22 protein-coding genes are annotated in these 25886 nt (G+C 72.0%); 16 read left to right on the top strand and 6 right to left on the bottom strand.

All coding sequences use genetic code 11. The features are described from left to right. The 15 genes from AB0E96_RS05760 to AB0E96_RS05830 all read left to right on the top strand — a co-directional run. Positions 1–368: Trp biosynthesis-associated membrane protein (locus AB0E96_RS05760; protein WP_359818958.1), on the top strand; the 368-nt coding region annotated here is incomplete at its 5' end. A 136-nt stretch (positions 369–504) separates the two neighbouring features. Continuing rightward, positions 505–768 carry an HGxxPAAW family protein gene (locus AB0E96_RS05765; protein WP_359818961.1) on the top strand — a complete coding sequence of 88 codons (264 nt, stop codon included), beginning with the start codon at positions 505–507 and terminating at the stop codon, positions 766–768. 102 nt (positions 769–870) lie between these two features. Next, positions 871–1320, top strand: a complete 450-nt coding sequence (locus AB0E96_RS05770; protein ID WP_359818963.1) for a DUF2752 domain-containing protein — start codon at positions 871–873, stop codon at positions 1318–1320. Positions 1321–1561: 241 nt separating this feature from the next. Further along, a complete protein-coding gene (trpC, locus tag AB0E96_RS05775; protein WP_359818967.1) occupies positions 1562–2368 on the top strand; it encodes an indole-3-glycerol phosphate synthase TrpC in 807 nt (268 codons plus the stop codon). 230 nt (positions 2369–2598) lie between these two features. Then, complete coding sequence (gene trpB, locus AB0E96_RS05780) at positions 2599–3867, top strand: tryptophan synthase subunit beta (RefSeq protein ID WP_359818969.1); 1269 nt, start codon at positions 2599–2601, stop codon at positions 3865–3867. A gap of 2 nt (positions 3868–3869) precedes the next feature. Then, a complete protein-coding gene (gene trpA / locus AB0E96_RS05785) occupies positions 3870–4679 on the top strand; it encodes a tryptophan synthase subunit alpha (RefSeq protein WP_359818972.1) in 810 nt (269 codons plus the stop codon). Between the two features lie 253 nt (positions 4680–4932). Continuing rightward, positions 4933–5136 carry a hypothetical protein gene (locus tag AB0E96_RS05790; RefSeq protein WP_359818974.1) on the top strand — a complete coding sequence of 68 codons (204 nt, stop codon included), beginning with the start codon at positions 4933–4935 and terminating at the stop codon, positions 5134–5136. Between the two features lie 128 nt (positions 5137–5264). Next, positions 5265–5774, top strand: coding sequence for a MauE/DoxX family redox-associated membrane protein (locus tag AB0E96_RS05795; protein ID WP_359818977.1), 510 nt, complete (start codon positions 5265–5267; stop codon positions 5772–5774). A gap of 96 nt (positions 5775–5870) precedes the next feature. Continuing rightward, on the top strand, positions 5871–6734 hold the full coding sequence (locus tag AB0E96_RS05800; protein ID WP_359818979.1) for a thioredoxin domain-containing protein: 864 nt from the start codon (positions 5871–5873) through the stop codon (positions 6732–6734). Between the two features lie 119 nt (positions 6735–6853). Further along, a complete protein-coding gene (gene lgt, locus AB0E96_RS05805; RefSeq protein WP_359818982.1) occupies positions 6854–7882 on the top strand; it encodes a prolipoprotein diacylglyceryl transferase in 1029 nt (342 codons plus the stop codon). A gap of 149 nt (positions 7883–8031) precedes the next feature. Continuing rightward, positions 8032–8769 (top strand): VIT1/CCC1 transporter family protein, encoded by a 738-nt coding sequence (locus AB0E96_RS05810; RefSeq protein WP_359818984.1) that lies wholly within the window; start codon positions 8032–8034, stop codon positions 8767–8769. Positions 8770–9206: 437 nt separating this feature from the next. After that, the gene (gene gltB / locus AB0E96_RS05815) at positions 9207–13808 is read left to right on the top strand and encodes a glutamate synthase large subunit (protein ID WP_359819050.1); all 4602 of its coding nucleotides are present in this window, start codon (positions 9207–9209) and stop codon (positions 13806–13808) included. After that, positions 13801–15261, top strand: coding sequence for a glutamate synthase subunit beta (locus tag AB0E96_RS05820; protein WP_359818987.1), 1461 nt, complete (start codon positions 13801–13803; stop codon positions 15259–15261). The genes gltB and AB0E96_RS05820 overlap by 8 nt, the downstream gene beginning before the upstream one ends. A 357-nt stretch (positions 15262–15618) precedes the next feature. Next, on the top strand, positions 15619–16485 hold the full coding sequence (locus tag AB0E96_RS05825; RefSeq protein WP_359818989.1) for a helix-turn-helix transcriptional regulator: 867 nt from the start codon (positions 15619–15621) through the stop codon (positions 16483–16485). Positions 16486–16534: 49 nt separating this feature from the next. Continuing rightward, complete coding sequence (locus tag AB0E96_RS05830) at positions 16535–17992, top strand: aldehyde dehydrogenase family protein (protein WP_359818991.1); 1458 nt, start codon at positions 16535–16537, stop codon at positions 17990–17992. 56 nt (positions 17993–18048) lie between these two features. On the opposite strand, the gene AB0E96_RS05835 is transcribed toward AB0E96_RS05830, so the two are convergent. The 6 genes from AB0E96_RS05835 to AB0E96_RS05860 all read right to left on the bottom strand — a co-directional run bounded on the left by AB0E96_RS05835 (position 18049) and on the right by AB0E96_RS05860 (position 24103). Next, positions 18049–18207: a hypothetical protein gene (locus tag AB0E96_RS05835; protein WP_359818994.1), complete on the bottom strand. Its 159-nt coding sequence runs from the start codon at positions 18205–18207 to the stop codon at positions 18049–18051. A gap of 3 nt (positions 18208–18210) precedes the next feature. Beyond that, the gene (locus tag AB0E96_RS05840; RefSeq protein ID WP_359818996.1) at positions 18211–18618 is read right to left on the bottom strand and encodes a Uma2 family endonuclease; all 408 of its coding nucleotides are present in this window, start codon (positions 18616–18618) and stop codon (positions 18211–18213) included. Between the two features lie 77 nt (positions 18619–18695). Further along, the gene (locus tag AB0E96_RS05845; RefSeq protein ID WP_359818999.1) at positions 18696–20531 is read right to left on the bottom strand and encodes a 5'-nucleotidase C-terminal domain-containing protein; all 1836 of its coding nucleotides are present in this window, start codon (positions 20529–20531) and stop codon (positions 18696–18698) included. Positions 20532–20761: 230 nt separating this feature from the next. Next, positions 20762–21373 carry a hypothetical protein gene (locus AB0E96_RS05850; RefSeq protein WP_359819002.1) on the bottom strand — a complete coding sequence of 204 codons (612 nt, stop codon included), beginning with the start codon at positions 21371–21373 and terminating at the stop codon, positions 20762–20764. Then, positions 21360–23012, bottom strand: a complete 1653-nt coding sequence (locus AB0E96_RS05855; protein WP_359819004.1) for a VWA domain-containing protein — start codon at positions 23010–23012, stop codon at positions 21360–21362. Before AB0E96_RS05855 ends, AB0E96_RS05850 begins: the two co-directional genes overlap by 14 nt. Continuing rightward, a complete protein-coding gene (locus AB0E96_RS05860) occupies positions 23009–24103 on the bottom strand; it encodes a hypothetical protein (RefSeq protein WP_359819006.1) in 1095 nt (364 codons plus the stop codon). Before AB0E96_RS05860 ends, AB0E96_RS05855 begins: the two co-directional genes overlap by 4 nt. A 334-nt stretch (positions 24104–24437) precedes the next feature. Here AB0E96_RS05860 and pyk point away from each other — a divergent pair, with 334 nt between their 5' ends. After that, on the top strand, positions 24438–25868 hold the full coding sequence (gene pyk, locus AB0E96_RS05865) for a pyruvate kinase (protein ID WP_359819009.1): 1431 nt from the start codon (positions 24438–24440) through the stop codon (positions 25866–25868). Positions 25869–25886 lie beyond the last annotated feature (18 nt).

Raw genomic sequence — 25886 nt, forward strand, 5'->3', positions numbered from 1 at the left:
GCTCACCATCTCCGGCGCCATGGTGGTCGGCTGCGAGCTGTTCGTCACCAAGTACGTGCAGCGCTGGCGGGCCGGCACCGCGGGCGGGGTCGGGCGACACCGCCGCACTGGACGCGGAGGCGGCCCGCAAGCTGGCGCTGACCGGTTCGGCGGCGACCGAGGTCTCGCACACCGCCTGGCCCTGGGTCGCGCTGGTCGGCGGGGCCCTGCTGGCGCTGGCCGGACTGCTCACCCTGCGCTACGGCCGGAGCTGGCCGGCCATGGGCAGCCGCTACGAGGCGCCGACCCGCCGGACTCCGGCGAAGACGGAGACGCCGGGTGACCTGTGGAAGGCGCTGGACCGCGGCGAGGACCCGACCGCGGTGTGAGCGGCGCGCATGTGACGCGATAGACCCACCACCCGCTTTGGGCCGCCGGTGTGTGGCCCGGCACAATGGAACCCGTCAACCCGCCGGCGGCCCCGCAGGCCCGGCCGGGCCCCGAGAGCCAAGGAGCACCACTCAGATGGCAGCAGCAGCACACGGCCACACCCCCGCCGCCTGGACCGGCGTCATCATCTCCTTCGTCGGCTTCGGCGTCGCGGGCGTCGCGATGATCCTTCCGTCGGTGCTGCTCACCATCGTCGGTGCGGCGATCATCGTGGCGGGCGGCGTGGTCGGCATGATCATGTCCGCCGCGGGCATGGGCAAGCAGGCGAGCACCAACGTCTACAAGACGCGCGAGGAGCAGATCGCGGCCCGCGAGGCCCGCGCCGCCGTCACCGCCTGACGATTCGCTCGTCGCACCACACGTTTGTCGTACATCGGAACGGCGGGCGCGCCGCGCCCGCCGTTCCGTCGTGTCCGGGCCCGACCCGGGCAGAATCGGGGCGTGAACGCCGCGCCGACCGCTTCCGCCACCTCCGCCCCGCCGCCCGTGCTGCGCCGGCTGGGCCCGCCGCTGGCCGCGCTGGCGGCGGTGGCCGTCCCCACCGCGTACGTCGCCGTGGTGGATCCGAACGCCCCCGGGCACTACCCCGAGTGCCCGTTCCTGACCGCCACCGGCTGGTGGTGCCCGGGCTGCGGGGGGTTGCGCTGCGTCCACGCGCTGGCCCACAGGGACCTCACCGGCGCCCTGCACGACAACGCCGTCGCCGTGCTGCTGTTCGGCGTGCTGGGGGTGCTCTGGCTGCGCTGGAGCTGGGCCGCGCTGACCGGTGGGCCGCCGCCCAGGATCACCGTCGGGGCCCGGCGCTGGGCGCTGATCGCCCTGCTGGTGCTGGTGTTCACCGTGGTGCGGAACTCGCCGGTCGGCGCGGGGCTGGCACCGCCGCTGGTCTGATCCGGCCACGTGTCCGCGGTCGGCCCGAAGACCGTCCGAAAACCGGTGCGCGGGACGTCCGAAAACCGGTGCGGCCCGGAGAAGCCGCAGCTGGGAGCCGTCGGAGCGGGAGTCCGGTCCGCGAGACGCGGTTCGAACCGATGCGCCCCCCGCCCCCGGGTGCCGATACCATCGAAGAGCCGGTGGGCTGTCGCCCGCCGGCTCACGCCGGCCAACTGGCAGAAAAGATGGGGGCTCCTGAGTGAGTGTGCTCGACTCGATCATCGAAGGGGTCCGCGAGGACCTCGCCGAGCGGCAGGCCCGGGTCTCCCTGGACGAGCTCAAGGAGCTCGCCGCCAGGGCACCGGAGGCCAAGGACGGCGTCGCCGCCCTCAAGGGCGACGGGGTCCGGGTGATCTGCGAGGTGAAGCGCTCCAGCCCGTCGAAGGGCGCCCTGGCCTCGATCGCCGACCCGGCCGCCCTGGCGGTCGACTACGCGGCGGGTGGCGCCGCCGCGATCAGCGTGCTGACCGAGCAGCGCCGCTTCGGCGGGTCGCTGGCCGACCTGGACGCCGTCCGCGCCGCGGTGGACACCCCGCTGCTGCGCAAGGACTTCATCGTCACCGCGTACCAGCTGTGGGAGGCCCGTGCGCACGGCGCCGACCTCGCGCTGCTGATCGTCGCGGCCCTCGACCAGTCGGCCCTGGTGTCGCTGATCGAGCGCGCCGAGTCGATCGGCCTCACCCCGCTGGTCGAGGTGCACGACGAGGAGGAGATCAAGCGCGCGGTGGACGCCGGCGCCCGGATCATCGGCGTCAACGCCCGTAACCTCAAGACCCTCGAAGTGGACCGCAACACCTTCGAGAACGTGGCCCACGCGATCCCGGACGGCATCGTCAAGATCGCCGAGTCGGGTGTGCGCGGCCCGCTGGACGTGATCAACTACGCCAACCTGGGCGCCGACGCGGTGCTGGTCGGCGAGACCCTGGTGACCGGCAAGGACCCGCGCGCCGCGGTCGCCGACCTGGTCGCCGCCGGGGCCCACCCCGCCGTCCGGCACAAGGACTGACACCACCCGATGAAGATCGCCGCCCGACTCGCCCCCGGCTGCCGCCCGCGCGGCTGCCGCGCACCCGCACGCCGGGTGCTGGGGCGTCGGGTGCGCTACGTCATCGGGTGCGAGCCCGGGCAGGTGCCGGGACGGCGATGGCGCGTGACGTCCGGCTGACTCCGACCGACCAGTCGGAGCCCGGCCGGGAAGACGTCATCGTCGTTCCTCTCCGTTCAAGGGAATCCACCATGTCCGAGAAGGACTACCTGCCCGGTGCCCAGGTGCCGGACGCCCGCGGCTACTTCGGCGCGTACGGCGGCCGCTTCATCCCCGAGGCGCTGGTCGCCGCGGTCGAGCAGGTCGCCGAGGAGTACGAGAAGGCCAAGACCGACCCGGCCTTCGCCGCCGAGCTCGACGCGCTGCTCAAGGACTACACCGGGCGCCCGAGCCCGCTGACCGACGTCCACCGCTTCTCCGCCGAGGCGGGCGGCGCGCGCATCCTGCTCAAGCGCGAGGACCTCAACCACACCGGCTCGCACAAGATCAACAACGTGCTGGGCCAGGCGCTGCTCACCAAGCGGATGGGCAAGACCCGGATCATCGCCGAGACCGGCGCCGGCCAGCACGGCGTGGCCACCGCGACCGCCTGCGCGCTGTTCGGCTTCGACTGCACCATCTACATGGGTGAGGTCGACACCCAGCGCCAGGCGCTCAACGTCGCCCGGATGCGGATGCTCGGCGCCGAGGTGGTGGCCGTCAAGTCCGGCAGCCGGACGCTCAAGGACGCCATCAACGAGGCGTTCCGGGACTGGGTCGCCAACGTCGACTCCACCCACTACCTGTTCGGCACCGTCGCCGGGCCGCACCCGTTCCCGATGATGGTCCGGGACTTCCACCGGATCATCGGTGTCGAGGCGCGCGAGCAGGTGCTCGAGCGGACCGGCAGGCTGCCCGACGCGGTCGTGGCCTGCGTCGGCGGCGGCTCCAACGCGATGGGCATCTTCCACGAGTTCATCCCGGACGCCGGGGTGCGCCTGGTCGGCTGCGAGGCGGCGGGCGAGGGGGCCGAGACGCCCCGGCACGCGGCCACCCTCACCAAGGGGGACCCGGGCGTGCTGCACGGCTCCCGGACGTACGTCCTCCAGGACGAGGACGGGCAGACCATCGAGTCGCACTCGATCTCGGCGGGTCTGGACTACCCGGGGGTCGGGCCGGAGCACGCCTGGCTGAAGGACACCGGGCGGGCGGAGTACCGGCCGGTCACCGACGACGCCGCGATGCAGGCGCTGCGGCTGCTGTCCCGCACCGAGGGGATCATCCCGGCCATCGAGAGCGCCCACGCGCTCGCCGGGGCGCTGGAGCTGGGGCGCGAGCTCGGGCCGGAGGCGACGATCCTGGTCTCGCTGTCGGGACGCGGGGACAAGGACATGCACACCGCGGCCGAGTACTTCGGCCTGTACGACGAGCCGGGTGCCGGGTCCGCCGGGGCGGCCGGCTCCGCCGAGGGGGGTAAGTGATCATGGCTTCCAAGCTGAGCAGTGTTCTGGCGGCCGCCAAGGCGGAGGACCGGGCCGCGCTGATCGGGTACCTGCCCGCCGGGTTCCCGACCGTGGACGGCGGCATCGGCGCGGTCAAGGCGCTGATCGAGGGCGGCTGCGACGTGGTCGAGGTCGGGCTGCCGCACTCCGACCCGGTGCTGGACGGCGCGGTCATCCAGACCGCCGACGACATCGCGCTGCGGGGCGGTGTGCGGATCAAGGACGTGCTGCGGACCGTCCAGGAGGTCGCCTCGGCGCACCCCTCGGCCGCGGTGCTCGTGATGACGTACTGGAACCCGGTGGACCGCTACGGCGTGGCGCGGTTCGCCGCGGACCTCGCGGCCGCCGGCGGGGCCGGCTGCATCCTGCCGGACCTCCCGGTGGAGGAGTCCGAGGAGTGGCGCAAGGCGGCGGACGAGCACGGGCTGGACACCGTGTTCGTGGTCGCCCCCAGCAGCAAGGACGCGCGGCTGGCGGAGGTCACCGCGGCGGGCAGCGGCTTCGTGTACGCGGCCGCGGTGATGGGCGTGACCGGGACGCGGTCGGCCGTCGGGTCTATGGCCGAGGACCTGGTCGCCCGGACCAGGGCGACCACGGACCTCCCGGTCTGCGTCGGGCTCGGGGTCTCGGACGCGGTGCAGGCGGCGGAGGTCGCCCGGTTCGCGGACGGGGTCATCGTCGGATCGGCGTTCGTGAAGCGGATCCTGGCGGCGGGCCAGGACGAGGCGGCGGCGCTGGACGCCGTGCGGGCCCTGGCCGGGGAGCTGGCCGCGGGCGTGCGCAGGCGCTGACGCGCGGCAGGAACGCCGGACCGGCGGCCCCCCACTCCTCGCGGAGCGGGGGGCCGTCGGGCTTCCCGGGGGCGTCGCCGGTCTCCCGGTGGGCGCGGGTGCGGGCGCGCGGCTTCGTCGTGCGCTCCGACCGGGGACGCGGACCCGAACGAGTGAACAAGGGGTGGGGACACGCAACAGCCGGGGTTGACGGACGTTGAGTGGAGGGGAGGAGTGCACGAACGGTTGCGGGGCGAGCGGAAGGGGTGAGCCGGTGCGGGGTCTCCAGCGGGCCGTCCTGCTCCGGGCGGTGGCGGCCGTCCTGGTGCTCGGTTGTGCGGTCGGAGTGCACGTCGAGGTGGGGCAGGCGCTGGCCAAGCGGGGGGCCGAGCGGGCCGAGCGGGAGGCGGTGGCGTGCGCGGAGGCGGCCCGGCACCCCGACCTGTTCGAGGCGGGGTGGCCGGCGGGGTGCCACTGATGAACGAATGTTCGGCCCATTCGGACAGAACATCACTCATCCGGCTTAATTCCTGAATCCGGAGGAACCACTCCTCGGCCCTGGCGGTTCATCAGGGAGTGAACGAGTTTCCCGAGGAGGGCCCCCTGATGACCGCGCAGCCCGGTGGCTCCGCGCCCGCGCCGCCGGCGGGGCGTCCGGTGCCGGCCCGGAGTGAGTGGCTCGGCACGGTCGTCCGGCTCGGCCTCGCGGTGGTCTGGGGGTGGGCCGGGCTGGCGAAGGTCTCCGACCCGGCGGAGGCCGCGCAGGCCGTCCGGGCCTACGAGATCCTGCCGGAGGGCCTGGTCAAGCCGATCGGCTACGGCCTGCCGTTCCTGGAGCTGGCGCTGGCCCTGCTGCTGGTGGTGGGCCTCGGCGTCCGGCTGGTGGCCGGGGTCTCCGCGCTGCTGCTGCTCGTCTTCATCGCCGGGATCGCCTCCGCCTGGGCGCGCGGCATCTCGATCGACTGCGGGTGCTTCGGCGGCGGCGGTCACGTCGACGCCTCGCAGACGGAGTACCTCCAGGAGATCCTGCGCGACACCGGGTTCCTGCTGCTGGCCGGCTTCCTGCTGTGGCGGCCCCGCACCCGGCTGTCGGTGGACGGCTGGCTGGCGAGCTGACCCCCGCACCCCCGCACCCCCGCACCCCCGCACCCCCGCACCCCCCCCCACATTCCTGCACCCGACGAAGGCCCCCCGACCGTGGATGTCAAGGCAATGAGCGACAAGAACCGAGAAGGCAAGCGCACCGCCCGCGAGCGGATGCTGGAGCAGCGGGCGGCCGACGAGGCCTCCGCCAAGCGCAAGAAGAAGCTGATCGTGGGCGGTTCCGTGCTCGCGGTGATCGCCGCCGCGGTGATCGTCGGCGTCGTGGTGCAGAACCAGCGCTCCAAGCCGGAGACACCCACCGCCGCCCCGGCCGGAACGATCGGGGACAAGAACCTGGTCATCCCCGTCGGCGCCGGGAACGCGCCCTCCGTCCTCACCGTCTACGAGGACCCGCGCTGCCCCGCCTGCGGCACCTTCGAGCGCGAGTTCTCGGCGACGATCGACCAGCTGGAGGACGCCGGCAAGATCTACACGAACTACCACATCGTGTCGTTCATCGACCGGGCCGTCCCCGGCAAGGGCTCCAGGAGCGGCGCCAACGCGCTGGGCTGCGCCCAGGACGCCGGGCACTTCCGGGACTTCCACGACGTGCTGTACCGCAACCAGCCGGACGAGACCAACGACGCCTTCGGCGACAAGAACGTGCTGCTCGGCCTGGCCAAACAGGTCAACGGCCTGGACACGCCCGCGTTCCAGTCCTGCGTCAAGGACAACAAGTTCGGCGGGTGGGTGTCCGCGGTGCAGCAGGACTTCGACAAGTCCAGCTTCAAGTCCACCCCCACGGTGCTGCTCAACGGCCAGCCGATCTACCCGAAGAACGGCAGCGACGAGATCACCCCGGCCAACCTGGTGAAGTGGGTGGACGCCGCGAACGAGGGCAAGCAGCTGGGCACGGCCGGCTCGCACGGGCAGACCCCGGCGCCGACCAGCACCGCTTCGGAGGCCAACAACCCGTCGCCGGCGGCCGGCTGAGCCCGTCCCGCCGTGCCGCCCCCTCCCCGTCCGGAGGGGGCGGCGCCGCCCGTTGTTCGGTTTCTGTGACATCAAGCGTGTCCGAGCGGGCCGCCGGACCCTGTAGCGTCGGAACTGCCATGGATATCGCCTACATTCCCAGCCCGTCGCGGGGCGTCCTGTACCTCGGACCGATCCCGCTGCGCGCCTACGCCTTCTGCATCATCCTCGGTGTCGTCGTGGCCGTCTGGCTCGGCAGCAAGCGCTGGGTCGCCCGGGGCGGTGCCAAGCACACCGTCGGCGACATCGCGGTGTGGGCCGTGCCGTTCGGCCTGGTCGGCGGACGCCTGTACCACGTGATCACCGACGGTGGCCGACTGTACTTCGCCGAGGGGAAGAACCCCTGGGACGCCCTCAAGATCTGGGAGGGCGGCCTCGGCATCTGGGGCGCGGTCGCGCTGGGCGCGGTCGGCGCCTGGATCGGCGCCCGCCGCCGGGGCGTGCCGCTGCCCGCGTACGCCGACGCCATCGCGCCGGGCATCGCGCTCGCGCAGGCGCTGGGCCGCTGGGGCAACTACTTCAACCAGGAGCTGTACGGCCGCTCGACGACCCTGCCCTGGGGCCTGGAGATCGACAAGACGCTGGCCAACGGCGAGGTCGTGAAGGGCGTCTACCACCCGACCTTCCTGTACGAGTCGCTCTGGTGCGTGGGTGTCGCGCTGCTGGTGATCTGGGCGGATCGCCGGTTCACACTGGGCCACGGCCGGGTGTTCGCGCTGTACGTGGCCGCGTACACGGTGGGCCGGTTCTGGATCGAGTGGCTGCGGATCGACGACGCGCACGTCTACTTCGGCCTGCGGCTGAACGACTGGGTGTCCATCGCGGTGTTCCTGGGCGCGGTGGCGTACTTCGTGCTCGTCGGGAAGAAGCTGCCCGGGCGGGAGGACCCGGCGAGCATCGACCCGGCCGCGCACCCGGCGCAGGACGTGGAGTCCGGCGAGCCGAGCGGCGGGGCCGGCGAGGCCGACGGCGCCGGGAAGGCCGAAAACGGCGGTAAGAAGGCCGGGGAGAAGCCCGCGGGCAAACCCGTGCTGACCGAGCAGGCCGAGCCGGCGGACGGCGAGGCGGCTGCCGAGACGGCCGGCAAGGACGCCAAGAACCCGATCTGACCTGGGGCTTTCCCCTGACTGAGGCCACCCTTCGCGCGTGCTGCGAAGGGTGGCCTCAGTGGTGTTCGGACAGCCTTACTTTGCTGGAAATGCCCAGGTCAGACGGGCTACGTTCAGGGCTGACGAACGACGACGGAGGGGAAGAGACGATGAGTGCGATCGCTGTGGAGGCCGACGCCGGGCAGCAGCCCCGGATACCCGCGGCCGACCACCACCGGGACGTCAACGGCGGCTGGCTGCGTCCGGCCGTGTTCGGCGCGGTGGACGGACTGGTGTCCAACTTCGCGCTGATGACCGGCGTGGTCGGCGGCGCGGCGTCCAACGGGACGGTGATCCTGACCGGGCTGGCGGGCCTGGCGGCCGGCGCCTGCTCGATGGCGGCGGGGGAGTACACCTCGGTGGCCTCCCAGCGGGAGCTGGTGCAGGCCGAGATCGAGGCCGAGCGGCTGGAGCTGAGCCGCAACCCGCACGGGGAGCTGGCCGAGCTGGCCCAGCTGTACGTCTCGCGCGGGGTGGATCCGGAGCTGGCCCACGAGGTGGCCCGGCAGCTGTCCGCGGACCCGGAGCTGGCCCTGGAGGTGCACGCCCGCGAGGAGCTGGGCGTCGACCCGACCGACCTGCCCTCGCCGCTGGTGGCGGCCGGCTCCTCGTTCCTGTGCTTCGCGCTCGGTGCGCTGCTGCCCCTGCTGCCGTACCTGCTGGGGGCGACGGCGCTGCTGCCCGCCCTGCTGCTGGCGGGGGCCGGGCTGTTCCTCTGCGGCGCGGTGGTGGCCCGGGTGACGGCCCGCAGCTGGTGGTTCAGCGGGCTGCGGCAGCTGGTGCTGGGCGGCGCGGCGGCCGGGGTGACCTACCTGCTCGGGTGGCTGATCGGCGGCCACCTGGGCTGACCGGCCCCCTCGGGCCGACCGGGGGGAGTGCATGACTATGCTGTCGAGTGCGTGACGTTTCACACATGGACGCCCGGTGGCGCCTGGCAGTGTCTCATCATTCGGGCCCCCGAGCCGCGGATTCGCATCCGCGGACGGGCTCCCGGGATGGATTCGCAGGCGCCCATGATCGGCTTCCATGGCGGCCCGGTTTCGCCCCTGTTTCAGGGCGCGCACGGTTGGGCACAATCGTCGGGACGCGCACTGTGGCGCGTCCTCTCGCACACCCCCTGACCTGCGCGTCGTCCCGCCATGTGGACGGGACATTTCCGTTACCCGGGATCATGGGCATCATGTAACTTGCACGACACCGCACCATCGCATCAGGGCCAACGTCGTCCCTCCTTGCACCAACTTGCCGAAAGACGACGACGGGAGAGCCGATGCTGTCTGCATCCATGCACTCCGCCAACGAGCCCCAGGCCGGCGCCGCCCGCCCGCCGTACGCGCTCGTGCCGGATGCGCGACCTGCTGCTCAGGGCCTGTACGACCCGCGGAACGAGCACGACGCCTGTGGCGTCGGTTTCGTCGCCACGCTGACCGGCATCGCCGACCACACCATCGTCGAGCAGGCGCTCAGCGTCCTGCGCAACCTGGAGCACCGCGGCGCCACCGGCGCCGAACCGGACTCCGGCGACGGCGCGGGCATCCTGACCCAGATCCCGGACGCCTTCCTGCGCGGGAACGTCCCCTTCGAGCTCCCGGCGGCCGGCTCCTACGCCGTCGGCATCGCCTTCCTGCCCGACGCGGACGAGGCCGACGCCGCCGCCGTCGCCCGGATCGAGGGCATCGCGGCCGAGGAGGGGACGACCGTCCTCGGCTGGCGCGACGTCCCGGTCACCCCCGACCTGCTCGGCTCCACCGCCCGCGGCGTGATGCCGCGCTTCCGCCAGCTCTTCCTGGCGCAGGACGGCAAGGCCGGCATCGAGCTGGACCGGATCGCCTTCGTGGTCCGCAAGCGGGCCGAGCGCGAGGCCGGGGTGTACTTCCCGTCGCTGTCCGCGCGCACCATCGTCTACAAGGGCATGCTGACCACCGGCCAGCTGGAGCCCTTCTTCCCCGACCTGTCGGACCGCACCTACGCCTCCGCGATCGGCCTGGTGCACTCGCGGTTCTCCACCAACACCTTCCCGAGCTGGCCGCTCGCCCACCCGTACCGCTTCGTCGCGCACAACGGCGAGATCAACACGGTCAAGGGCAACCGCAACTGGATGCGGGCCCGGGAGTCGCAGCTCGCCACCGACCTCATCCCGGACAACGCGAACGGGCAGGGCCTCAGCCGGATCTTCCCGATCTGCACCCCGGACCACTCCGACTCCGCCTCCTTCGACGAGGTCCTGGAACTGCTCCACCTCGGCGGCCGCTCACTGCCGCACGCCGTGCTGATGATGATCCCGGAGGCGTGGGAGAACCACGCCACCATGAGCCCCGCCCGCCGCGCCTTCTACCAGTACCACTCCAACCTGATGGAGCCCTGGGACGGCCCGGCCTGCGTCACCTTCACCGACGGCACCCGGATCGGCGCCGTGCTCGACCGCAACGGCCTGCGCCCGGCCCGGTACTGGATCACCGAGGACGGCCTGGTCGTCCTCTCCTCCGAGGTCGGCGTGCTCGACATCGAGCAGGAGCGGATCGCCAAGAAGGGCCGCCTCCAGCCCGGCCGGATGTTCCTGGTGGACACCGCCGAGGGCCGGATCGTCGAGGACGAGGAGATCAAGTCCGCCCTCGCCGCCGAGCACCCCTACGAGGAGTGGGTCGCCGGCGGGCAGATCCAGCTCGCCACGCTCCCCGAGCGCGAGCACATCGCCCACACCCACGCCTCCGTCACCCGCCGCCAGCAGACCTTCGGCTACACCGAGGAGGAGCTGCGGGTCATCCTCGCGCCGATGGCCCGCACCGGCGCCGAGGCGCTCGGCTCGATGGGCACCGACTCGCCGATCGCCGCGCTGAGCGAGAAGCCGCGCCTGCTGTTCGACTACTTCGTGCAGCTCTTCGCCCAGGTCACCAACCCGCCGCTGGACGCCATCCGCGAGGAGCTCGTCACCTCGCTGCTGTCCAACCTCGGCCCCGAGGGCAACCTGCTGGCCGCCGAGGCCGCCTCCTGCCGCTCCGTCGGCATCACCTTCCCGGTGATCGACAACGACGAGCTGGCCAAGCTCGTCCACATCAACGCCGACGGCGACCAGCCCGGCCTCAAGGCCGTCACCCTCTCCGGCCTCTACAAGGTCGCCACCGGCGGCGAGGGCCTGGCCTCCCGGCTCGCCGAGATCGCCGCCGAGGCCGACGCGGCGATCGCCGACGGCGCCCGGATCATCGTGCTCTCCGACCGGCACTCGGACGCCGAGCACGCGCCGATCCCCTCGCTGCTGCTCACCTCCGCCGTCCACCACCACCTGATCCGCACCAAGCAGCGCACCCGGGTGTCGCTGCTGGTCGAGGCCGGCGACGTCCGCGAGGTGCACCACGTCGCCCTGCTGATCGGCTACGGCGCCGGAGCGGTCAACCCGTACCTGGCGATGGAGACGGTCGAGGACCTGGTCGCCCAGGGCGTCTTCATCCAGGGCGTCGAAGCCGAGAAGGCCATCAAGAACCTGATCAAGGCGCTCGGCAAGGGCGTGCTCAAGGTCATGTCCAAGATGGGCATCTCGACCGTCGCCTCCTACCGCGGCGCCCAGGTCTTCGAGGCCATCGGCCTCTCCCAGGACCTGGTCGACGGCTACTTCTCCGGCACCACCACCAAGCTCGGCGGCATCGGCCTGGAGGAGATCGCCCGCGAGACGGCCGCCCGGCACGCCAAGGCCTACCCGGCCTCCGGCATCCCGGCCGCGCACCGCGCGCTGGAGATCGGCGGCGAGTACCAGTGGCGCCGCGAGGGAGAGCCGCACCTGTTCGACCCGGACACCGTCTTCCGCCTCCAGCACGCCACCCGCACCCGCCGGTACGACATCTTCAAGCAGTACACCGACCGGGTGAACGAGCAGTCCGAGCGCCTGATGACGCTGCGCGGCCTGTTCCGGCTGGACGGCCTCGGCCACGAGCCGATCCCGGTCGAGGAGGTCGAGCCGGTCTCCGAGATCGTCAAGCGCTTCTCCACCGGCGCCATGTCGTACGGCTCCATCTCGATGGAGGCGCACGAGACCCTCGCCATCGCCATGAACCGCCTCGGCGGCAAGTCCAACACCGGCGAGGGCGGCGAGGACCCGGAGCGCCTCTACGACCCCGAGCGCCGCTCGGCGATCAAGCAGGTCGCCTCCGGCCGGTTCGGCGTCACCTCCGAGTACCTGGTCAACGCGGACGACATCCAGATCAAGATGGCCCAGGGCGCCAAGCCCGGCGAGGGCGGCCAGCTGCCCGGCCACAAGGTCTACCCGTGGGTCGCCCGGACCCGCCACTCCACCCCGGGCGTCGGCCTGATCTCGCCGCCGCCGCACCACGACATCTACTCGATCGAGGACCTGGCGCAGCTGATCCACGACCTCAAGAACGCCAACCCGGCGGCCCGCATCCACGTGAAGCTGGTCTCCGAGGTCGGCGTCGGCACGGTCGCGGCGGGCGTCTCCAAGGCCCACGCCGACGTCGTCCTGGTCTCCGGCCACGACGGCGGCACCGGCGCCTCGCCGCTCACCTCCCTCAAGCACGCCGGCGGCCCCTGGGAGCTCGGCCTCGCCGAGACCCAGCAGACCCTGCTGCTCAACGGGCTGCGCGACCGCATCGTCGTCCAGACCGACGGCCAGCTGAAGACCGGCCGCGACGTCGTCATCGCCGCGCTGCTCGGCGCCGAGGAGTTCGGCTTCGCGACCGCCCCGCTGGTGGTCTCCGGCTGCATCATGATGCGCGTCTGCCACCTGGACACCTGCCCGGTCGGCGTCGCCACCCAGAACCCGGTGCTGCGCGAGCGCTTCTCCGGCAAGCCCGAATTCGTCGTCAACTTCTTCGAGTTCATCGCCGAGGAGGTCCGGGAGATCCTGGCCTCGCTGGGCTTCCGCTCGATCGAGGAGGCCGTCGGCCACGCCGAGCACATCGACGCCCGCGCCGCGATCGACCACTGGAAGGCGGCCGGGCTGGACCTCGCCCCGCTGTTCCACGTGCCGGCGCTGCCCGAAGGGGCCGCCCGGCACCGCACCACCACCCAGGACCACGCCCTCGACAAGGCCCTGGACAACCAGCTGATCACCCTGGCCGAGGACGCCCTGGAGCGCGGCGAGTCGGTGCGGGTGCAACTGCCGATCCGCAACGTCAACCGCACCGTCGGCACCATGCTCGGCCACGAGGTGACCAAGCGGTACCGCGGCGAGGGCCTGCCGGAGGGGACCATCGACGTCACCTTCACCGGCTCCGCCGGGCAGTCCTTCGGCGCGTTCCTGCCGCGCGGCGTGACGCTGCGGCTGGAGGGCGACGCCAACGACTACGTCGGCAAGGGCCTCTCCGGCGGCGTGATCGTCGTCCGCCCCGCCCGCGAGGCCGCCGCCATCGGCAACGACGCGCAGAACCACGTCATCGCCGGCAACACCATCGGCTACGGCGCCACCTCGGGCCGCGTCCACCTGCGCGGCAAGGCCGGCGAGCGCTTCGCCGTCCGCAACTCCGGGGCCACCCTGGTCGTCGAGGGCGTGGGCGACCACGGCCTGGAGTACATGACCGGCGGCCGGGTCGTCGTCCTCGGCGAGACCGGACGCAACCTCGCGGCGGGCATGTCCGGCGGCGTCGCGTACGTCCTGGACCTGCGCCCCGCCAACGTCAACGACGGCATGGTCGGCATCGAGGCCCCCACCGCCGCCGACCGCGACTGGCTGCGCGACACCGTGCAGCAGCACTACGAGGAGACCGGCTCCACCGTCGCCGCCGAACTCCTGGCGGACTGGGGCGGCGGGGTCTCCCGCTTCTCCAAGATCATGCCGACCGACTACAAGGCAGTGCTCGCCGCCAAGGACGCCGCTGAGCGCGATGGCCTCTCCGAGGCCGAGACCACCGCGAAGATGATGGAGGCGGCTAATGGCTGACCCCAAGGGCTTCCTGACCACGCCCAAGCAGCTGGCGGAGCGCCGCCCGGTCGACGTCCGGATCAAGGACTGGAACGAGGTCTACGTCGAACGCAGCCTCCTGCCGATCATCACCGAGCAGGCCGGCCGCTGCATGGACTGCGGCATCCCGTTCTGCCACAACGGCTGCCCGCTCGGGAACCTCATCCCCGAGTGGAACGACCTCGCCTACCGGGACGACTTCGTCGGCGCGATCGAGCGGCTGCACGCCACCAACAACTTCCCGGAGTTCACCGGTCGGCTGTGCCCGGCCCCGTGCGAGTCCGCGTGCGTCCTCGGCATCAACCAGGACGCGGTGACCATCAAGAACGTCGAGGTCACCATCATCGACAAGGCCTGGGACCGCGGCGGGGTCACCCCGCAGGTGCCCGAGCGGCTGTCCGGCAAGACCGTCGCCGTGGTGGGCTCCGGCCCCGCCGGCCTCGCCGCCGCCCAGCAGCTCACCCGGGCCGGGCACACCGTCGTGGTGTACGAGCGGGCCGACCGGATCGGCGGACTGCTGCGCTACGGCATCCCCGAGTTCAAGATGGAGAAGCGCCACATCAACCGCCGCATCGAGCAGATGCGCGCGGAGGGCACCCGGTTCCGCACCGGCGTGCACGTCGGCGAGGACATCACCGGGCAGCAGCTGCGCGAGCGCTTCGACGCCGTGGTCGTCGCCGCCGGCGCCACCACCGCCCGCGACCTGCCGGTGCCCGGGCGCGAGCTCAAGGGCGTCTACCAGGCCATGGAGTACCTGCCGCTGGCCAACAAGGTGCAGGAGGGCGACTTCGTGGAGTCGCCGGTCAGCGCCAAGGGCAAGCACGTGGTCGTGATCGGCGGCGGCGACACCGGCGCGGACTGCGTCGGCACCGCGCACCGGCAGGGGGCGGCCTCCGTCACCCAGCTGGAGATCATGCCGCGGCCCGGCGAGGAACGGCCCGGCCACCAGCCCTGGCCGACCATGCCGATGACGTACAAGGTCACCTCCGCGCACGAGGAGGGCGGCGAGCGGATCTACTCCGTCAACACCACCCACTTCAGTGGCGACGAGGACGGCAACGTCCAGGAACTGCACCTCGTCGAGGTGGAGTTCAAGGACGGCCGGTTCGAGCCGGTGCCCGGCACCGAGCGGGCCGTCCCGGCGCAGCTGGTCACCCTGGCCATGGGCTTCACCGGGACGGACGTGCGGAACGGGCTGGTCGAGCAGCTGGGAGCGGACCTCGACGCGCGCGGTAACATTGCCCGTGATGGCCGGTTCGCCACCAATGTCGATGGCGTGTACGTCTGCGGAGACGCCGGTCGTGGCCAGTCGCTGATCGTCTGGGCCATCGCGGAGGGCCGTTCGGCCGCCGCCGCGGTGGACAAGTACCTGGGCGGCAAGTCCCCGCTTCCCGCCCCGATCCGGCCCACGGACCGCCCCCTGGTGGTCTGACGGACGGACGGTCCGACCGGCCCCCACCGAACGCCCGGCGCCGCATCGCCGGGAGCTCAACCCGCTGCCCCCGCCAGCGTCGCCGGGCCAACGCGGTCTCCTGGCGCCTGCCCTCTTCCCCGACCAGTTGGAGGGCGGGCGCCGTCGCGTTCCCGCACGGCCGCCCCTCCGCGGGACGCTCCGCCGCCCCTTCGCGGGACGCTCCGCCGCCCCTCCGCGGGACGCTCCGGACCCGGACGAACGGCCGGAGTCCGCCACCCCCGCGGGATACCGGACAGTGGGCTGTTGTTCGTCGGTGCCAAGTGGCAGACTGCGGCCGACGGCCGGGGGGCTGGGCGAGTGCGGAGGACGACTTCGATGGGCACGACTCAGGCAGGCGGGGGCGCCACCGTACGGCGTCTGCTGCTCGGCACCCAGCTGCGCAGACTCCGCGAGGCCAGAGGCGTCAGCCGGGAGGAGGCCGGGTACTCGATCCGGGCCTCCGAATCCAAGATCAGCCGGATGGAACTCGGCCGGGTCGGCTTCAAGGAACGCGACGTCGCCGACCTCCTGACCCTGTACGGCGTCGAGGCCGAACAGGAGCGCGCCACCGTCCTCGGACTGCTGCGCGACGCCAACGCCACCTCCTGGTGGCACGAGTACGGGGACGTGCTGCCCGGCTGGTTCCAGAACTACCTGGGCCTGGAGGAGGCCGCGGCCGAGATCCGCAGCTACGAGGTCCAGTTCGTCCACGGGCTGCTCCAGACCGCCGACTACGCCCGGGCCGTGGTCACCGCCGGCTGCCACGGCAGCGGACCGGAGGAGATCGAGCGCCGCGTCGACGTCCGGCTCAAACGGCAGGCGGTGCTGACCGGCGAACGGGCACCGCACCTGGTCGCCGTGCTGGACGAGGCCGCGCTGCGCCGCCCCTGGGGCGGTCCGGAGCTCATGCGCGGCCAGCTGGACCGGCTGCTGGAGCTCGGCGAGCTGCCCAACGTCCGGCTCCAGGTGCTGCCGCTGGGCAACGCCGGGCTGAGCGCGGAGAGCGGCGCCTTCACCGTCCTGGGCTTCGCCGAGGCCGAGTTGGCGGATGTGGTGTACCTGGAGCAGTTCACCACCGCGCTCTACCTGGACAAGCCCGCCGAGGTGGCCGAGTACCGGCACGCGATGGACGATCTGGTCGCCGACAGCCTGAGCCCGGAACTGACCCGCGACCTGCTGCATGCGGTGCGCCAAGAGCTGTAATACGTCAGTACGATGAGTCCTCATCAGGTCGGTGCATGAGAGGGATCAGATGTCGTACTTCTCCGAGTTGGCGCTGCAGTACATCGACGGCGAGTGGCGCAGTGGCAGCGGCTCCTGGGACATCGTCGACGTCGACCCCTACACCGGCGACAAGCTCGCCACCATCACCGTCGCCACCGTCGCCGAGGTCGACCTGGCCTACCGCGCCGCCGCGCGCGCCCAGAAGGCGTGGGCCGCCACCAACCCGTACCAGCGGCGGACCGTCTTCGAGCGCGCGCTGCGGCTGCTGGAGGAGTGGGAGCCGGAGATCGTCCGGGCGATCATGGCGGAGCTCGGCGGCACCGCGCTGAAGGCGGGCTTCGAACTCTCGCTGGTCAAGGACGTGCTGCGGGACTGCCTCCACCAGTCGGTCGCCCCCGAGGGCCGGCTGCTGACCTCGCCCGCCCAGGGCCGGGAGAACCGGCTCTACCGGCTGCCGGTCGGCGTGGTCGGCGTGATCAGCCCCTTCAACTTCCCGCTGTTCCTGGCGCTCAAGGCCGTCGCCCCGGCGCTCGCGCTCGGCAACGGCGTCGTCCTCAAGCCGCACCAGGAGACCCCGATCGTCGGCGGCGGGCTGATCGCGAAGCTCTTCGAGGAGGCGGGGCTGCCGCCCGGCCTGCTGAACGTGGTGGTCACCGACATCGCCGAGGTCGGCGACAGCTTCCTGGAGCACCCGGTGCCCAAGGTGATCTCCTTCACCGGCTCGGACAAGGTCGGCCGGCACGTCGCCACCGTCGCCGCCGCGCACTTCAAGCGCACGGTCCTGGAACTCGGCGGCAACAGCGCGCTGATCGTGCTGGACGACGCCGACGTCGACCACGCCGTCGACGCGGCCGTGTTCAGCCGCTTCGTCCACCAGGGGCAGGTCTGCATGGCCGCCAACCGGGTACTGGTGGACCGGAGCGTCGAGGCCGAGTTCACCGAGAAGTTCGTCGCCAAGGTCGCCTCGCTCACCGTCGGCGACCCGCGGGACCCGGCCACCCACATCGGCCCGCTGATCAACTCCGTCCAGGCCGACGCCCTCTCCGCCCAGGTCGACCAGGCGGTCGCCGCCGGTGCCACCGCGCTGCTGCGCGGCAGCACGGTCGGCAGCCTGATGGCGCCGACGGTGCTCACCGGCCTGGCCGAGGACGCGCCGATCCTGCGGACCGAACTCTTCGGCCCGGTCGTGCTGCTGGTGCCGTTCGACGGCGAGGACGAGGCCGTCCGGCTCGCCAACGACACGCCGTTCGGGCTCAGCGGCGCGGTCCACACCGGGGACGTCGAGCGCGGCGTGCGGATCGCCCAGCGGATCGAGACCGGCATGATCCACGTCAACGGCGGCACCATCGCCGACGAGCCGGGCGTGCCCTTCGGCGGCGAGAAGAACTCCGGCGTCGGCCGCCTCAACGGCGAGTCCACGGTGGAGGCCTTCACCACCCTGAAGTGGATCTCCGTCCAGCACGAGCGCGCGGTCTTCCCCTTCTGACCGGGGCTTCGTACGCACGGGCCTCCCGGCGGCAGCCGCCGGGAGGCCCGTGCGTCTCAGGCCGGGTAGCGGAGCAGGCCGTCGGTGGCGAGTTCGAAGCCGAAGGGGGCCGGGAGGGGCACGCGGTCGCCGAACTCGCCGTTCCACTGCTGGTGGTAGCCGCTGCCGGACGGCTCGGAGTAGAGCGTCAGATCGCCCTCGCGGGGGTCGATCACCAGCTACAGCGGGATGGCCATCAGCGGGTAGTCGCGGACCTTGCCGACCAGGTCGTTCTCCGGGTTCGACGGGGAGACGACCTCCACGGCGATGGCCGCCTGCTCGGCGGGGACCTGGTTGCCGCCCTCTTCCACGGCGGAGAGGGGGATGTAGGTCAGGTCGGGGTTGCGCAGCTTGCCGACGTTCGGGGAGGCGAGGTCGGTGTTCTCGCTGGGCATCAGGCCGGCGGGTTCGTGGGCCTCGAACTGCCTGCGGATCAGCAGCAGGTTGCGCTGGTGGATCACCGAGGACCCGGCCATCACGATGATCTCGTCGCCGGAGATCTCGATCTTCCACCCGCTCGGCGGCGTCAGACTCTGCGCGTAGGCCAGCAGCCGAGCGTGGCGGTCCGGGATCCGGGACTCGCTCATGCCGCCATTCTTCCACCCGGACGGGCCGGAAGGCCGTCGCCGGACGGGGCGACGGCCTTCCGGTGGCGGGGTGCGGGTCAGAAGACCGGCTGGCCGGCGCGGACGAGGCGCCAGGAGTCGGTGAAGAAGTCCGCGGGGTCGATGACGCCCTTGGCCTTCACCCAGGCGATCATGGTGTTGCGGATCTCGTCGGAGTTCGCCCAGACCACCTTGGCCTTGGCGACGTGCGGGAAGTTGCCGCCGCCGTTGGCGCGGTAGTTGTTGACGGCGAGGACGAACTCGGCGGCCGGGTCGATCGGCTTGCCCTGGAAGGACAGGTTGACGATCCGCGAGCCCTTCGGCTGGGCGATGTCGATGTCGTAGCTCAGGCCGTAGACCGAGTCGTAGTTGTAGTCCGGGGTGGCCTCGGCGCCGGTCAGCTTGTCCTTGTCGACCGGGGCGCCCGGGGCGAGCTGGTTGTAGTACTTGACCGAGTACTCCAGGTAGTCCTTGAGCTGGGCGCCCGTCAGGATGCGGGCCTCCAGGGTGTTCTCGTAGATGTAGAGGCCCGCGGCGTCGCGCAGCTTGACCTGGCCGGACGGGATCAGCGCGGTGCGGTTGAACGGGGCGGCCTGGGCCAGCACCGGGAGGTTGGCGTACTGCCCGCCGGCCAGCGCGGCCTTGACCGCGTCGGCCTGGACCCTGCCGATCAGGTCAATGATCGGGGTGGCCTTGAAGGGGGCCTCGGCGATCGACAGCGCGATCTTGCTGGTGCCGATGTTCTGGTTGACGTACGCGACGACCTTCTTGTGCTGCTCGGCGATCGCGTCGGTGATCTCCGGGTTCTCCGGCACCGTGTTGGAGTTCAGCAGCCGGGCCGAGACCGAGGCGACCTTCCAGACGCCGGCCGCGAACTCGACCTCGAAGTCGAAGCAGGTCAGCCGCTGGCCGTAGCAGAGCGGCTCGGAGAGCACGACCGTCCGGCCGGTCTTCTTGTTGACGACCAGGCGCTGCGGGATCTCCTTGTGGGCGTGGCCCACCAGCACCGCGTCGATGTCCGGGACGGTCTCCGCCAGCGCGACCGAGGCGTTCTCGGCCCAGGGCAGCTGGTCGCCCCAGGTGGTCGCCTCGTCGCAGCCCGAGTGGGCGGAGACCACGATGACGTCCGCGCCCGCGGCCTTCATCTTCGGGACCCAGACGGCGGCGGTCTCGACGATGCCCGGGAAGACCATCTTGCCGCTCACGTTGGCCTTGTCCCAGATCGCGATGCCCGGGTTGGTGAGGCCGAGGATGCCGACCCGCACCGGGCGGCCCCCGCCCAGCCGCAGCTCCTTGATCACGTACGGCTTGAAGGCCGGCTTCTCGTTCTTGGCGTTCAGCGCGTTGGCGCCCAGTAGCGGGAACTCCAGCTGGTCCTGGTAGGCCTTCAGGAGCGGGATGCCGTAGTTGAACTCGTGGTTGCCGAGCGCGGCGGCGTCGTACTCCATGAGGTTCATGGCGACGGCCATCGGGTGGTCCGGCACCGTGTTGGCCTCGGTGTCGATCGACTCGATCCGGGCGTAGTAGTAGGACAGCTGGGTGCCCTGGATGGTGTCGCCGGAGTCGATCAGCAGGCAGCGGTCCCAGCCCTTCTCCTCGCGCACCTGGTTGGCCAGGGTGGAGATCTTGGCGAGGCCGACCGCGTTGTGGCCCTTGTCGGTGTACTCGGCGTCGGTGAAGTAGTCCCAGTTGAGCACCCGGCCGTGCAGGTCGGTGGTGCCCATGACGGTGAAGGCCTGCTTGTGCTGCGGCTGACGCCCGCCCTTGGCGGCCGCCGGCTCCGGCTGGGCGGCCGCGGCGGAGGGGGCGGCGGCCAGGGTGGCGCCACCGGCCAGGGCGGCGCCGGCGGCGGTGGCGGCGGACCGGGTGACGAAGTCACGGCGGTTCAGGGGCATGGACGACTCTCCCGAGTGGGACCGACGGCGGATGGACCGTCAACTGGCATTCGTTGGCAAAAGTGTGCGTCCACGCGTCGACGCGCGTAGAGGGACGCGCGTAGAAGTGTGCCGTGCGGGCCGGGGTGCTGAATAGCCCCCGGACCTGTCCAAGAGGTGAGATCTTGGCGACTCGTTCGTGACGGGAACGGGGGAGTGCGGAGTGGTAGGGCGGGCCGTTCCGCCGCCGGTCAGGACAGCTCGGCCACCAGCCGCTCGACCTCGCGGCCCAGCCGGACCGCCGGGTCCGGGTCGTCCGGCCCCGCCCACGGCTGCCAGGTCCGCGCCCGCAGGTAACCGGCCACCGCGACGGGCAGCCGGTCCCGGACGATCCGCTCCGCCACCGGGCCCGGCCCGGCCGCGTGCAGGGCCGTCAGCAGACCCTCCACCCCGGCCGAGGGAGGCAGCGGCACGGTGTCCAGATAGGCGGCCAGCGCCACCAGCTCCGGGTCGGGCGCGGGGGGTGGGGTCGGGACGGGGACGGGCTCCGGTTCGTGCGTTCCGGAGCCGGTGGGGTAGCCGGTCGGGAGCGCGGTCGGCGCCCCGGCCGTACCCGGGGGCCTACCCGCTTCGACTTCCGGACCCGTGCCGCTGCCGCTGCCCGCGCCCGGGCCGGGCCGCGGGCCGGGCGTCAGCAGCGCGCCCACCCCGTACAGCCCGGCCACGACCCCCGGCCACCAGACCCCGCCCAGCCCGGCGAAGTGCAGCCCCAGGCCGACCGCGCCGCCCGCGCAGCCGACCAGGTTCCGCGCCGACTCCAGGTAGCGCAGGGCCCGGCGGCCGAACCCGTCACTGGTAGCCACGGATCTCCTCGAACACCCCGTCCAGCGAGCCCGTCCCGTCGAACAGCTTGCCGCCGCTCAGGTCCGCGATCCCCTGGAGCTGGCCCACCGCCGCCTCCCCGAACTTGATCGGGAACACCGGGATCGCCTTCTCCCCGGCCGGCAGGGCGTCGTGGAAGCGCTTGAAGTCGCCGTCCGTCGCCCCGGCGTTGCTCTCCCCGTCGGTCATCAGCACGATCGACGTGAACCGGTCGTCGGCGGCCGCGGCCTGCTGGCGCTCGATCACCCGGTACGCCTCCTCCAGGGAGGAGTACACCGCCGTCCCGCCCGAGGCGGCCAGCGACTGCACGTCCGCGTCGATCTTCGCCAACTCCGCCTGCGGGCCCGGCTGGCCGCCGGTGGCCGGCACCACGTGGGTCCTGGTCCACTTCACCTCGGAGGCGAAGGAGAGCAGCGTGATCTCCTCGCGGTCCCGGAAGCGGCGCACCCCGCGGGTGTCGTCCGCCCCGGTCAGCCGGCCCAGCGCGCTCTTCAGCGCGGCGATCCGGGGGCCCTCCATCGAGCCCGAGGTGTCCAGCACGTACACCGTCCGGGACGGGCGGCGCAGCTCGTTCTGGTACGCGGCCAGCAGGCCGTCCGCGACCGCCCGGGTGCCCGGGAACGGCAGCTCCCTGCGGCGGTCCGTGGGCAGCCCGGCGGCCGGGGCCGCGCCGGCCGTCACCGGGCGGCGCAGCGTCGTCTCGGAGATGCGCTTCTGCACGTCCTCCTTGAGCAGGTACGCGGTCAGCCGCTGGAAGGAGTCGCGCTGCTCCTGCGCGGCGGAGGCCATCAGCGAGAGCGGGTAGTCCGCAGACACCACGCCGTCCACCGGCCGCACCACGGTCAGCTGCTGGGCCGGCGACAGCGTCCTGTTCAACGACAGCAGCACCGACTCGTAGTTCACCAGCGCGCTCACCGTGCCCGACTCGGCCCGGCCGTAGGCCTGCGCCAGCCAGCCGGAGGAGCCGGAGGTCAGCTTCTGGCCCTTGAAGAACTGCTTCAGCTGCGGGTTGGCCTTCTGCACGTCCGCGTCGGTCAGCGCCGCGCCGGCGCCGGAGAAGGCCGAGGCGACCGCGACGAGGGTGGAGAAGCCCGAGTTGGAGCGGGACGGGTCGGCCATCCCGTACGGCAGCTTGCCGGCCGAGGCCGCCTCGCCGACCTGCGCCCAGGTGACCTTGGAGCCGTCGCCCCAACCGAGGTCGCCGAGCGCCGAGGAGCGCACCCCGATCGCCACCGGCGAGACCATCACCGGGGTCTCGGAGACCAGTTTGGACTTGCCGGTCGGATCGAGCCGCAGGTACTGGTTGGACGGGAACCACACGGCGTCGTACTTGCCGTCGGCCCGCCCCGAGGAGACGGCGTCCGCGCCGTCCAGGGTGCCCGTCCAGGAGAACTGCACGGTCACCCCGGTGGCCTTCTTGGCCTCCTCCAACACCGGTGCCAGGTCCTGGAGTTCGCTGCCGGCCAGGACGCGCAGCACACCCGGCTTGGCGGTCGCGGCGGGCGAGCCGTCGGGGTCGGGTACGGGCTTCCCTCCGGCGGAGGTGCAGGCGCTCGCCGCGGCGAGCACGGCGGCCAGCGCGGCGGCGAGCAGGCCGCGGCGCTTCATCGGGATGGTCACTTGGTCCCCTTCGCCGCGGCGGTCAGCTCGCGCAGGTTGTCCAGCGAGGGCAACGTCGCCTGCTTGATCCTGGCGGCGGTCAGATCGGGTGCGAAAGTCGGCTTCTTCTCCCGCATCAGGTTCGCGAAGGCCTCCGGCTTGGCCTGCGGCCGGAGCCCGTACTTGGCCTCCAGGCCGCGCAGCACGTCGTCGTTCTGGAGGACGTCGGCGAGCGTGCGGCCGTTGTCGGTGTGGGCCACGACGGTGTGGTCCGAGTAGACCGTGGTGTCCGGGTACATCACCACCATGTCCCCGGTGGGCTTGCCCTGGAGCGGCAGGGCGGCGGCCTGCGACTCGTACGCGAAGATCAGCGGGCTGCCGATGCCCGCGCCGAAGTCCCGGAACGGTTCGTCGCTGCTGCTCTTCTGGATGCCCTGCAGGGCGTTCGCCTTGTGCAGGACGTCCTTGACGTTGGCGACACCGGCTTCGTCCGACACCACCTGGTGGCCGTTGACGATGTAGGAGAGCAGCGCGAGGTACATCGCGCCGGAGGACGAGCTCTCCGGGTCGGTGGTGGTCACGAACAGCTGGCCGGACAGCTCCGGGTGGGTGGCGGCGCCGGACAGCTCCTCCCACCGGCGGTTGCCCTTCAGGGCGTTGACGTACTCGTCCATCCGGAACGTCCAGACGCCGGTGACTGGGTCCAGATCGGCCAGTTTGTTGTCCCTCAGGACGTTGGCCACCGGCTCGTGGGCCACGATCACCAGCGGTGAGTAGAACGGCACCAGCGGGGAGTCCTGCAGCTTCCAGATGCGCTGGATCTCCCGTGCCGGCGCCGAACTGGCCGGGAAGGCGAAGTCCAGCCCCGGGGTCTTGGCCGCCTGGTCGCTCATCGTCCAGGAACCGGTGGAGTCCGCGCGGACCACCAGGCCCTTCTTCGCCAACTCCGCCTTGACCGCCTCGTCCTCGAAGAAGGCGCGCTTCTCCGAGCCGATCAGTCCGGTGACGGTGACCGCCGCGGTGTCGTCCTTCTTCTTGTCGTCGGGGATCAGCGCGAAGGCGACCCCGCCCAACAGGGCCAGGGCCGCAACCACCCCCAGTGCGCGTCGCATGCCGAACGCCTCCCCCTCGTCCGCTACTTCGTCCGGGTGGTCGCCCGGGGCGCCCCGGCATCCACCCGGGGGTGACGAGCGTCCCGCCGGGTGGGGAGCGGGGGCGGAAGCGGCGGTGAACCACGGGTGAACACCCCTTCACGGAATCGCATCGACGGGCGGCACGGGAGGTGTGCGGCGGGGCGCGACGCGGGTTCGGGAGGCGCGCGCCGGGGGGTGTTCACGCGGCCGTCCGAGGATGTGTCAGATTGTTCAACTCGCCTTACAGAAACGGTCATCCCGCAGTCCGGACCCGCGTCGTGGTTACGCGTCGGTAATGCCTAGTCTCAGCACTATGCGCCGAGCAAAAATCGTCTGTACCCTCGGGCCCGCCACCGACTCGTACGACCAGATCAAATCCCTGGTCGACGCCGGGATGGACATCGCCCGACTGAACCTCAGCCACGGAACGCACGCCGAGCACGAGGAACGCTACCGCCGCGTCCGCAAGGCCGCCGACGAGACCGGCCGCAGCGTCGGCGTCCTCGCCGACCTTCAAGGCCCGAAGATCCGGCTCGACACCTTCGCCCACGGCCCCGTACTCCTCGAACGCGGCGACGAGTTCACCATCTCCACCGACAAGGGCGTCGTGGGGGACAAGGACCGCTGCGGAACCACCTACTCGGGCCTCGCCGGGGACGTCGGCCGCGGCGAGCGCATCCTCGTCGACGACGGCCGGGTCACCCTGGAGGTCGTCGCCGTCGACGGGCCGCACGTGCGGTGCCTGGTCATCGAGGGCGGCCTGGTCTCCGACCACAAGGGCCTCAACCTCCCCGGTGTCGCCGTCTCCGTCCCCGCGCTCAGCGACAAGGACGTCGCCGACCTGCGGTGGGCGCTGCGGACCGGAGCCGACCTCGTCGCGCTCTCCTTCGTCCGCAGCGGGCGGGACGCCGAGGACGTCCACCGGATCATGGCGGAGGAGGGGCGCCGCGTCCCCGTCATCGCCAAGATCGAGAAGCCGCAGGCGGTGGAGAACCTGGAGTCCGTCGTCGACGCCTTCGACGGGATCATGGTGGCCCGCGGCGACCTGGGCGTGGAGATGCCCCTCGAACAGGTCCCGCTGGTCCAGAAGCGCGCCATCAAGCTCGCCCGCCGCAACGCCAAGCCGGTCATCGTGGCGACCCAGATGCTCGACTCGATGATCAACACCTCCCGGCCGACCCGCGCCGAGGCCTCCGACGTCGCCAACGCCGTCCTCGACGGGACGGACGCGGTGATGCTCTCCGGGGAGACCTCCGTCGGCAAGTACCCGGTCGAGACGGTCAAGACCATGGCCCGGATCGTGGAGGCCGCCGAGACCGACATCCTGGCGGCCGGGCTGCCTCCGCTGACCACCGGCAGCAAGCCGCGGACCCAGGGCGGCGCCGTCGCCCGCGCGGCCGCCGAGATCGGCGACTTCCTGCACGCCAAGTACCTGATCGCGTTCACCCAGTCCGGCGACACCGCCCGCCGGCTCACCCGCTACCGCTCGCCCATCCCCGTACTCGCCTTCACCTACGAGCCGGCCGTGCGCTCCCAACTCGCCCTCACCTGGGGCGTGGAGACCTTCCTCGGCCCGTTCGCGCCGACGACGGACCAGATGGTCGAACAGGTCGATGCGGCCCTGCTCTCGCTCGGCCGCTGCCAGAAGGGCGACATCGTCGTCATCACGGCGGGCTCCCCGCCCGGCCTGGCCGGCTCCACCAACCTCGTCCGCGTCCACCACGTGGGGACGCTGGACGTCTGAGCGGCCACTGCTCGGCGG

The organism is Kitasatospora sp. NPDC036755 (genome assembly GCF_040636595.1).
GTDB lineage: Bacteria > Actinomycetota > Actinomycetes > Streptomycetales > Streptomycetaceae > Kitasatospora.

Coding starts and splice junctions, on each gene's coding strand:
- AB0E96_RS05795 (WP_359818977.1), top strand. CDS start 5,265: ATGACCGCGCAGCCCGGTGGCTCCGCGCCCGCGCCGCCGGCGGGGCGT.
- lgt (WP_359818982.1), top strand. CDS start 6,854: ATGGATATCGCCTACATTCCCAGCCCGTCGCGGGGCGTCCTGTACCTC.
- AB0E96_RS05825 (WP_359818989.1), top strand. CDS start 15,619: ATGGGCACGACTCAGGCAGGCGGGGGCGCCACCGTACGGCGTCTGCTG.
- trpA (WP_359818972.1), top strand. CDS start 3,870: ATGGCTTCCAAGCTGAGCAGTGTTCTGGCGGCCGCCAAGGCGGAGGAC.
- gltB (WP_359819050.1), top strand. CDS start 9,207: ATGCACTCCGCCAACGAGCCCCAGGCCGGCGCCGCCCGCCCGCCGTAC.
- AB0E96_RS05820 (WP_359818987.1), top strand. CDS start 13,801: ATGGCTGACCCCAAGGGCTTCCTGACCACGCCCAAGCAGCTGGCGGAG.
- AB0E96_RS05810 (WP_359818984.1), top strand. CDS start 8,032: ATGAGTGCGATCGCTGTGGAGGCCGACGCCGGGCAGCAGCCCCGGATA.
- AB0E96_RS05840 (WP_359818996.1), bottom strand. CDS start 18,618: ATGAGCGAGTCCCGGATCCCGGACCGCCACGCTCGGCTGCTGGCCTAC.
- AB0E96_RS05765 (WP_359818961.1), top strand. CDS start 505: ATGGCAGCAGCAGCACACGGCCACACCCCCGCCGCCTGGACCGGCGTC.
- AB0E96_RS05830 (WP_359818991.1), top strand. CDS start 16,535: ATGTCGTACTTCTCCGAGTTGGCGCTGCAGTACATCGACGGCGAGTGG.
- AB0E96_RS05800 (WP_359818979.1), top strand. CDS start 5,871: ATGAGCGACAAGAACCGAGAAGGCAAGCGCACCGCCCGCGAGCGGATG.
- AB0E96_RS05845 (WP_359818999.1), bottom strand. CDS start 20,531: ATGCCCCTGAACCGCCGTGACTTCGTCACCCGGTCCGCCGCCACCGCC.
- trpB (WP_359818969.1), top strand. CDS start 2,599: ATGTCCGAGAAGGACTACCTGCCCGGTGCCCAGGTGCCGGACGCCCGC.
- AB0E96_RS05860 (WP_359819006.1), bottom strand. CDS start 24,103: ATGCGACGCGCACTGGGGGTGGTTGCGGCCCTGGCCCTGTTGGGCGGG.
- pyk (WP_359819009.1), top strand. CDS start 24,438: ATGCGCCGAGCAAAAATCGTCTGTACCCTCGGGCCCGCCACCGACTCG.